This is a genomic window from Modicisalibacter muralis (assembly GCF_900102945.1).
GTDB lineage: Bacteria > Pseudomonadota > Gammaproteobacteria > Pseudomonadales > Halomonadaceae > Modicisalibacter > Modicisalibacter muralis.
The window spans coordinates 530,885-539,545 of record NZ_FNGI01000002.1; the positions used below are offsets into that span (position 1 = coordinate 530,885).

8 protein-coding genes are annotated in these 8,661 nt (G+C 57.7%); 3 read left to right on the forward strand and 5 right to left on the reverse strand.

Annotated elements, in window-relative coordinates:
- Nucleotides 1-73 precede the first annotated feature (73 nt).
- The 4 genes from BLR92_RS07050 to BLR92_RS19545 form a co-directional block, all read right to left on the reverse strand.
- A complete protein-coding gene (locus BLR92_RS07050; protein WP_089726880.1) occupies nt 74-808 on the reverse strand; it encodes a hypothetical protein in 735 nt (244 codons plus the stop codon).
- 1,006 nt (nt 809-1,814) lie between these two features.
- Complete coding sequence (locus BLR92_RS07055; RefSeq protein ID WP_089726882.1) at nt 1,815-2,738, reverse strand: branched-chain amino acid transaminase; 924 nt, start codon at nt 2,736-2,738, stop codon at nt 1,815-1,817.
- Nucleotides 2,739-2,848: 110 nt separating this feature from the next.
- Entirely contained in the window at nt 2,849-5,887 is a 3,039-nt protein-coding gene (gene glnE, locus BLR92_RS07060) for a bifunctional [glutamate--ammonia ligase]-adenylyl-L-tyrosine phosphorylase/[glutamate--ammonia-ligase] adenylyltransferase (RefSeq protein WP_089726884.1), read from the reverse strand.
- A gap of 8 nt (nt 5,888-5,895) precedes the next feature.
- Nucleotides 5,896-6,186 (reverse strand): hypothetical protein, encoded by a 291-nt coding sequence (locus BLR92_RS19545; protein WP_139171579.1) that lies wholly within the window; start codon nt 6,184-6,186, stop codon nt 5,896-5,898.
- 102 nt (nt 6,187-6,288) lie between these two features.
- On the opposite strand from BLR92_RS19545, the gene BLR92_RS07065 reads away from it, so the two are divergent.
- The 3 genes from BLR92_RS07065 to BLR92_RS07075 are packed head-to-tail and all read left to right on the forward strand — an operon-like array spanning nt 6,289 to nt 7,939.
- Nucleotides 6,289-6,702, forward strand: a complete 414-nt coding sequence (locus BLR92_RS07065; protein ID WP_089726886.1) for a hypothetical protein — start codon at nt 6,289-6,291, stop codon at nt 6,700-6,702.
- 2 nt (nt 6,703-6,704) lie between these two features.
- Nucleotides 6,705-7,229: a plastocyanin/azurin family copper-binding protein gene (locus tag BLR92_RS07070; RefSeq protein ID WP_217636543.1), complete on the forward strand. Its 525-nt coding sequence runs from the start codon at nt 6,705-6,707 to the stop codon at nt 7,227-7,229.
- Nucleotides 7,226-7,939 carry an RNA polymerase sigma factor gene (locus tag BLR92_RS07075; RefSeq protein ID WP_089726889.1) on the forward strand — a complete coding sequence of 238 codons (714 nt, stop codon included), beginning with the start codon at nt 7,226-7,228 and terminating at the stop codon, nt 7,937-7,939. The genes BLR92_RS07070 and BLR92_RS07075 overlap by 4 nt, the downstream gene beginning before the upstream one ends.
- A gap of 412 nt (nt 7,940-8,351) precedes the next feature.
- Here BLR92_RS07075 and BLR92_RS07080 read toward each other — a convergent pair.
- A partial coding sequence (locus tag BLR92_RS07080; RefSeq protein ID WP_139171568.1) for an IS3 family transposase occupies nt 8,352-8,661 on the reverse strand: 310 nt, incomplete at its 5' end.

The window sequence follows — 8,661 nt, forward strand, 5'->3', positions numbered from 1 at the left end:
AGATAAGCCCCTCAACGCGACTCACGCTGCCATTGCCGATTCATTCATGAAACCAGTTCACTGGCCTCCATGTTCACTCATCATTGTCGATACAACGGAACGATGACGCCGACGAAAAGTTGGTTGCGTTGAAGCGCTGCACCATTTTTCTTAACTGCCGACGCTGCCTCCTCGATGCCAGGCGCTGGGTATCCCATGTAGCAGGAATCAAGGCATAGCTGTGATCGTTGTCCTCAAGATTGAAGCCGCGCTCGGCGCCGACCGGCATGTCCTCGGGACCATAAATCGTGATGAGGCGAATGGTCAGGCGATAAAACTTTAGGTCACCCGCGGGGCGATACCCAACCATCTCGATGCCTTCGTCGCGAGCCAGACGCTTGATGACATCGCTGAAACTGCCGATATGCAAGAAGTCGCCAGATTCCAACGGGCCTTGTCGGGTATTTTCGTCCACTCGGCCGGGATTTAGGGTTCTGCGCTCTCTACGCTCCTCGGGTTCACCCTCGCCCTCCTCGTCGCCTTCTTCATATTCCTGTTCGAAATCGGTCACGTCCATGGTAATGGTGCCGCGCGAGGTTTCGAGTTCGGCGATGATGTATTCGACAAAGATCGACTCGGCGCTCATGTTGCTGATGATGCACAGGGCATCGATATCTTTCCTCTTGCCACGGTTGATGATGATTCGCGGACGGCGCTGACGGCGAAAGCCCAAGTACAATAACTGGGCGTAAACCAACCAGATGATCAAGGTGCCGATGCTGGTGAAGACGCTAAGCACATCCTTGTGTTGAGAAATCCACTCGAACATAAATTTTCCTTTTTACGTTGCTCAGTACGCTATTGCGAAGATGGCTACCGAAGCACGCCACTCCTTGCGGCGATGCCCCGAGTATCGCGAGAGTCTAGTCGTCTCACGATACGATTCTCTATCCTGTAGCAATTGCAGAAGAAATCAGCGTGAAAGCAGCGCCACCATGGCGCCTGCACGACGCCGACGTGTGAACCACGGATGGGATAATCGTGCTGCAAGAGGAAAAATGCCGCGTATCCAAAAAGAGACGCTTTAAGTTGTTGATTTAAATAAAAACAAAAAAATGCCGCCAATAAACGTTGCCATATGGAGACATTTTCCTACCGATAATCCGGATTTTTACTATGCCCGTCAGTGGCTCTCAACCAGGAGTTGTTTTAAACATATGATATTTATGAATTTTTAAAAAAATGGCACAGCGTTCGCAATATCTAGGATGTAATGGCACGGCTTTCGAGCCAAGGATAGTGTCACTAGGGAAAGGATTCCCCGGCACGGACGCCCTCGAATTTGTAGCACGTCGTCATGAAGACGACCTGTTGAATGCATCACCAGTTCCCTGCGTACCTTGGACCGCTCATGCGGTCCATTTTTTTGCGCCCTACTCTAGAATCCTGAATCAGATGGTCAGCGAACCGCTGGTCATTGACGTCGATTAAGCCATAAGGCTTATACAGTTGATTTTGCAGGTCTTTAGTGTCTGGTCCTAAAGCGTGATTTTAGGGGTTTTCTTAACACAAGTTAACATATGACGTGCCGAATAGGCTTATCCTGCCATAGCGGGGTAGCGGGAGCGACGTGACTATCGACCGACGCTTGCGCGGCGGTTCGATCGCGGCAGGGATACGCGACACACTGACATGGACGCCGCGCTCCACTACCACCGCACCACCTTATTCTCTATTCGCGCCCGCGTTCGTCCTGTCTTGAAATCGCCAGAACGAAAAGCACCCCACGAGGGGGGCGCTCTACGTAACGTATTGCTAGTTTCGGCGTCGGCACATTACGCGACTGGCGACAGCCACTCGGCATCGAGAGTCTGCTTGCCACCCACCACATCGAAGTACATCGACTGGATCCGCTCGGTGACCGGGCCACGGCGCCCCTCGCCGATGGTCCGGCCATCGAGTTCGCGAACCGGCAACACTTCGGCGGCGGTACCGGTAAAGAACACCTCGTCGGCGATATACATCTCATCGCGGGTGATCTGCTTCTCGACCAGTTCGTAACCGAAATGCCGGGCCATGTGGAAAACGGTGTTACGGGTGATGCCGTTCAGGCAGGCAGTCAGCGACGGCGTGTAGATGACGTCGTTCTTGACCACGAAGACATTCTCACCGGTACCTTCGGCGACATAACCTTGCGGGTCGAGCATCAACGCCTCGTCATAACCGCCACGCTGTGCCTCGGCGAGTGCCATCATCGAGTTGATGTATTGACCGTTGGCCTTGGCGCGGGTCACCGAGATATTGACGTGGTGGCGAGTGAACGACGATGTCTGCACCTTGATGCCCAGCTCGCGAGCCTCCGGCGACATGTACGATGGCCACTCCCAGGCGGCGACGATAACGTGCGTTTTCAGGTTGTCGGCACGCAACCCCATGCCTTCCGAGCCGAAAAACACCATCGGCCGCAGATAGGCCTCCTTCAGATTGTTCTCGCGAACCGCCGCGCGCTGCGCTTCGTTGATCTCGGCCTTGCTGAACGGCATCTCCATGCCGAGGATCTTCGCCGAATCGAACAGCCGGTCGGTGTGTTCCTTCAAACGGAAGATCGCGGTGCCCTTCTCGGTGGCATAGGCACGTACGCCCTCGAAACAGCCCATGCCGTAGTGCAGGGTGTGGGTCAGTACGTGGACATTGGCATCGCGCCAGGGAACCAGTTCGCCATCGAACCAGATAAGACCGTCTCGGTCGGCCATCGACATAGTGATCTTCCTTCGTCTCTCAACGTGTTGCTGTCATTGATTACCGACAGCGCAAAGCGCCAGCGGAATTACGGTAAGCCTTGGTCCTCACGGCGAGCCGAAGATACCGGTCAGGCATCATCGGTGGGCTCCAGCCAGCGCTGCCACAGTTCGGTAACGGCCTGGCGGTGCTCGTGGTAATCGGCCTCGTCCACACGCCCGCCGGTCTTGGTCAGCGCGTTGCGGTGCGAAGCGTCGCGATAGGCCAGGTAGGCGTCGCGAAGACGTCGAGCATCGTCGGCCGGTAGGCAGCCACTCGACTCCAAGGTCTCCAGAATACGAATATTGTCGCTCCAGGCCAATAGATCGGGCGTTTCAAATCCCATCGATAGCACCGCGTATTGGCATAGGAACTCGATATCGACCATGCCGCCGGCATCGTGCTTGAGGTCGAACTGGCCCTCCTGGCGTGCCGTGGCGCTGCTGCCCAGGTGCTCGCGCATCTTGTGGCGCATCTTGACCACCTCGGCGCGCAGCGCCTCGCGATCACGCTCGCGGGCAAGAGTCTCTCGGCGCACCGCGTCGAAACGTTCACCCAGCGCCTGGCTGCCGGCCACCACCCGCGCGCGCACCAGCGCCTGATGCTCCCAGGTCCAGGCCTGGTTGCGCTGGTAATCGGCGAAGGCATCGAGGCTGGCGACCAGCAGCCCGGAATTGCCCGACGGGCGCAGGCGCATGTCGACCTCGTAGAGCGCGCCGGCCGGGGTGATCGCGGTCAATAGATGAATGATGCGCTGGCCCAGGCGGGTGAAGAACACCGCATTGTCGATGACACGCTTGCCGTCGGTGGTGCCTCGCGACGCCGCATCGTGGATGAACACCAGGTCGAGATCCGAGGCGTAACCCAATTCGATGCCGCCCAGCTTGCCGTAGCCGACGATCAGGAAATCGCCTGTTGGCTCATTGCCGCCGGCCCCCTCGCGACGCTGTGGACGGCCATGCTTGCGCACCAGGTGCTTCCAGGCCATCGCCTGCACCTGTTCGAGCACCACCTCGGCAATGAAGGTCAGGTAGTCGCTGACCTTCATCAGCGTACGCGCGCCGGCAATGTCGGAAGCCGCCACGTGCAGCACCTGGGCATGCTTGAAGATACGCAACGCCTCGAGCTGGGATTCCTCGTCGTCTTCGGGGATACGTCCCAGCGCCTGGCGCAACTCATCGACCAAGCGCGACTTGTCGGCCGGCGAATATAAGGTTGCCGGGGTCAGCAGTTCATCGAGCAGCACCGGATGGCGGGCGATCTGCTCGGCTATCCAGGGGCTTGCCGCGCACAGCGTCATCAGATGGCCCAGCGCATCGGGGTTCTCGCGCAGCAAGGCCAGATAGGCGGTGCGCCGCAATACCGCCTCGATCAGCGGCAGCACCCGTTCGAGCACGCTATCCGGCGAGCGGCTCTCGGCCACTGCGGCCAATAACAGCGGCATCAGCGCATCGAGGCGCTCGAAGCCGATGCGTTGCATGCCCTGCACCTGGCGCGACTGACGCAGCGTCGACAGGCGCCGCGCGGCGGTTTCGGGGTCGTCGAATCCGGCGCTATCGAGCAATTCCTGGGGCTCGTCGTCGGCCAGATCGCCGCGCCACAGCGCCCGCCATTCATCGAGGGGTATCGGGTTTTCTTCCACTGGATCGCCTCCTTCGTCATCGTCGGCGGCGATTGGCGTATCGGCTTCCTCTTCGGGGTCGGCGATCACCGCGTCGAAATGCCCACGAATGCGTTCGCGCACCGCGGCCAGCGTATCCGTCAGTGCCGTCCAATCGCTGAAATGCTGGGGCTGCCGACTCATCGCCAGCGCCACCCGCGTGCGATCCAGCTCGTCCTCGGGCAGGGTCTGGGTCTGGCGATCCTCCAATGCCTGCAAGGCATGCTCGAGATCGCGCAGGAAGACATAATCGGTCCCGAGTTCGTCGACCACCGGCTGCGGCAGCAGTTCGAGTGCCGGCAGATGCTTCAGCGCCATCTTCAGCGACGAGACCTGCAATTCGGTATCGCGGCCGCCACGAATCAACTGCAGCGCCTGGACCACGAATTCCACCTCGCGGATGCCGCCATGGCCGAGCTTGATATTGTCGGCCATGCCCTTGCGGCGCACCTCGCGATTGATCAGCGACTTCATCTCGCGCAGCGATTCGATCGCACCGAAGTCCAGATACTTGCGATAAACGAAGGGCCGCAGGCTGGCCAGCAGTTCGTCGCCGGCGTCGAGATCGCCGGCGACCGGCCTGGCCTTGAGCAGCGCGTAGCGCTCCCATTCGCGGCCCTGATCCTGATAATAACTGGCCAGCATATTGAAGCTGCCGACCAGCGGCCCGCCATCACCCAGCGGGCGCAGACGCATATCGACACGAAACGCGAAGCCGTCGGCGGTGATCGCGTCCAGCGCGCCGATCAGCTTCTGGCCGAGACGCGTGAAATACTCCTGATGATCGTATTCACGCTTGCCACCCTGGGTGCAGCCCTTCTCGGGAAATGCAAAGATCAGGTCGATATCCGACGACAGGTTGAGTTCGCCGGCACCCAGCTTGCCCATGCCGAGCACCACCAGGCGCTGCTCGCTGCCATCCTCGCGCGGCGCGGGCGTGCCCCAGCGCGGCGCGAAGTGTGTCTCCAGCCAACCGAGCGCGCCTTCCAGGCAGGTTTCGGCCAGTCGCGAAACGCTGGTGGCGGTGTCCCACATGTTGCACTCCGCTGGCCGGGCGAGGTCGCGCCAGACGATGCCCAGCATGCGTGCGCGGCGAAAACGCCGGATCGCCGCGTGCATCTGCGCCTCGTCCTCGGCGTCGTCGAGCGCATCACCCAGCATTTGTTCCAGGGTATCGACGTCAAGCGGCGCATCCAGTTCGCCGTCGGCGTCCAGGCTGCACAACCAGGCGGGATAGCGCACCAGCGTCTCGGCGGCGAAGCTGGAGATAACCAGCACCCGCGCCAACTGCTCGCGACGCGCCTCCGGCAGCGCCATCCAGCACTCGCTGGGCAAGTCGGCCTGCTGATGCTCGGCGAGGTTATCGGCCTGGGCCAGCGCCTCGCGCAGCCGCTCCTCCACCCGGCGCAGCGACGCATGCAGCGATTCGGGAATGTTCGTCGGCGGCAGAAAGGCGTCGGGCAGGGGCATTGGGAATCTCACAGGCAAAGGGTCTCTTGCCTGCAGCATAGCGAAGGGCCCGGCGATGCAGAAGGGTCCGCGAAATAGTGCCGGAAAGCCGGTTTTCTTCTAACTAGGCGAAAACGTTCTTTTTCTACGATCAGCGCTGCTTCATAACTGTGCTTTCCAGGGTGATCCGGCCGCAGGCTACGGGCGAAGTTGTCTGCATTGACCATGGACGTCTTACTGCGATCCAAAAAACGATCATGGAACGTCGGTTTGCCCGCGCCATTACCACCAACCGGCAACCAAAGCTCTGGCGGCGTCATGACGACCCCCTGATTGCCTGAAAATATGTGTAACCTTTTCCTCCCACCTGAATCTATATAAGCGGACACCCAAAATGACGTAACTCGGAACTGGAGATAAACATGTTTAAAGCTATATCCTTTGCCGCTTGTTTACTGGCTACATCTGTCGCGTTTGCACACGATGAAAGCAAACTGGAACAAATGCCTCCGGAGGGCCCTTATGTACAAGTCAGCGATGTACTCCCGCTGCCTGCTTTCCTTCCCGGACTGGGCACTCTCTTTGTAAACCCGGATACACTGCCAGCCGGCCCCTTCCTTGGTTATGATCACGACGGGAAATTGTCTGCAACCATCTATATGACTCCGCTGGAAGAGCTGAAGAACGGCGTGACCTATGATGATCTCGGGGTAGGGCTGCACAAGGTGACATCCGTGGATGTCTACTACAACGCAGGACACCCTGGTGTTGATAAGCCACACGCGCACATTGTGCTGTATCACGATGCAGGCGCAGAAGAACGGCTAGCAAAATGATAATGACACGGCGTGAACTGCTAATAGCAGCGGGTGGTGCCCTGTTAGCAGTCAACATGCCAGTGCTTGCATCCGGTCAGCCTCATGTGCTGATCGAGATGCAAGGCACGGCACGAGGCGAACGGGTCTGGTTCGATCCGTTCGGGGTGGCTGTCAAGCCGGGCACAACGTTGAAATTTTTAAACCGGGACAGCGGTAACTCTCACACAGTAACAGCCTATCACCCAGCGCTGTTCGAACGTGCGCGCCGTATTCCCAAAGAGGCCGAACCGTTTAACAGTGGATACCTGCTGCCTGACGACAGCTTCGAGCTAACATTAACCATACCGGGTGTATACGATTACTACTGCCTACCCCATGAGCGGGCAGCCATGGTAGGGCGTATCGTGGTCGGAAAACCAAGCGATAAAGGCTGGGACGACTCGGCAATCAAAGCGGGGAATGTGGAAGACAATGTTGAAGCTGCATTTCCATCCGTTAAAGACATACTGACATCAGGTAAAATCAGAACGCCGAGGTTAACATGAAACTTACTGCTGAAATACTGGATATCAAGGGTGTAGGGCCTGATACACCCGAATCTGAGTTGGTCGACTTAGCACGTAATGGCCAAGAGACTGCGGTAAGGGAAATCATCAGACGCATGAACCCAAAATTGTTCAGAATTGCTAGGGGAATCGTGGATAGCGATGCCATTGCAGAAGAGGTTGTTCAGGAAGCCTATCTTATTGCATTCACCCGAATTTCTGAATTCCGGAGCGAGGCAAAATTCGCCACCTGGATTACCCGAATTACATTAAATGCGGCCAAAATGCATTTACGTAAAATACGTCCAACTCAGGAATACGACTCCATCAATGAGCCAAAAAATCTCGATGTTTCAGTGGTCGCCTTTCCTGGCGCCAAAACGGCAAACCCGGAAAGCGAACAAGGGCGCGCCCAATTTCGTGCGCTCATCGAATCTGCCGTAACACAACTACCAAGCACTTTGCGGGTTGCCTTTGTGTTGCGCGAGGTGGAGGGAATGTCTGTTACAGCCATTGCAGAAGACTTGGAAATAAGCGCTATAACTGTAAAGACTCGGCTATTTCGCGCACGTCGTCATCTGCGCGGCGCTTTGGAAGAGAAAATTAAAGGCGGATTTGATTCTATATTTCCATTTGACGGTCTGCGATGCGCGAATATGGCCAATTCAGTTATTGAGATATTGAATACTGCTACAGGTACAGAAAAGTAAAAACAATCGCCGAAAGCCTAAAATCCACACCGGCATGAAAGATATTCTTACCCATATCGTCAAGAATTGATTTGGCTTTGTTGAAGGTATCGTCTATACCGCGCACCTGCTTCAGGCGGCACTGGCGTTGGCTCAATGCGGCTTCAGCGAGACACGGGTAGTGCTACGCGGGGAGGATTCGCCTACCGAGCTGGGCATAACCGATACGCTGAATGTCACTCATCATCCGCCGAAGCCATTGGGCTAGACGCCTTCCACATGCCGGCAACTGGCCGCCCGTGCCGACCCGGCCTTATGCTGCGTCCACGCCATAGCGGTCGCGCTGGGCACCCGGTATTGGCGGGGTTTCTGGCCACGCCTGAACCGCCTCAAAGGCGATCATGAACTGACCCCCAATAGTTGGACGGTTCATTTAGCCGGCGCTCAAGGCCTGAGTCCTGTACTGTACGGGGCTCAGGCCTTTTAGCTTCACCTTGATGCGTTCGTGGTTGTAGTAATGGATGTACTGGTCGAGGCCCTGCTGCAACTGCCCAATGGTGTCGAATCGGTGCAAATGGAAGTACTCGGCCTTCAGGGTGCCGAAGAAACTCTCCATCGCGGCATTGTCCAGGCAGTTGCCCTTGCGTGACATGCTCTGGGTCAGCGCCTGTCCTGCCAACAGGGCACGATAGGCGGGATGCTGGTAATGCCATCCCTGATCAGAATGCAGCAGTGGCCGGTCC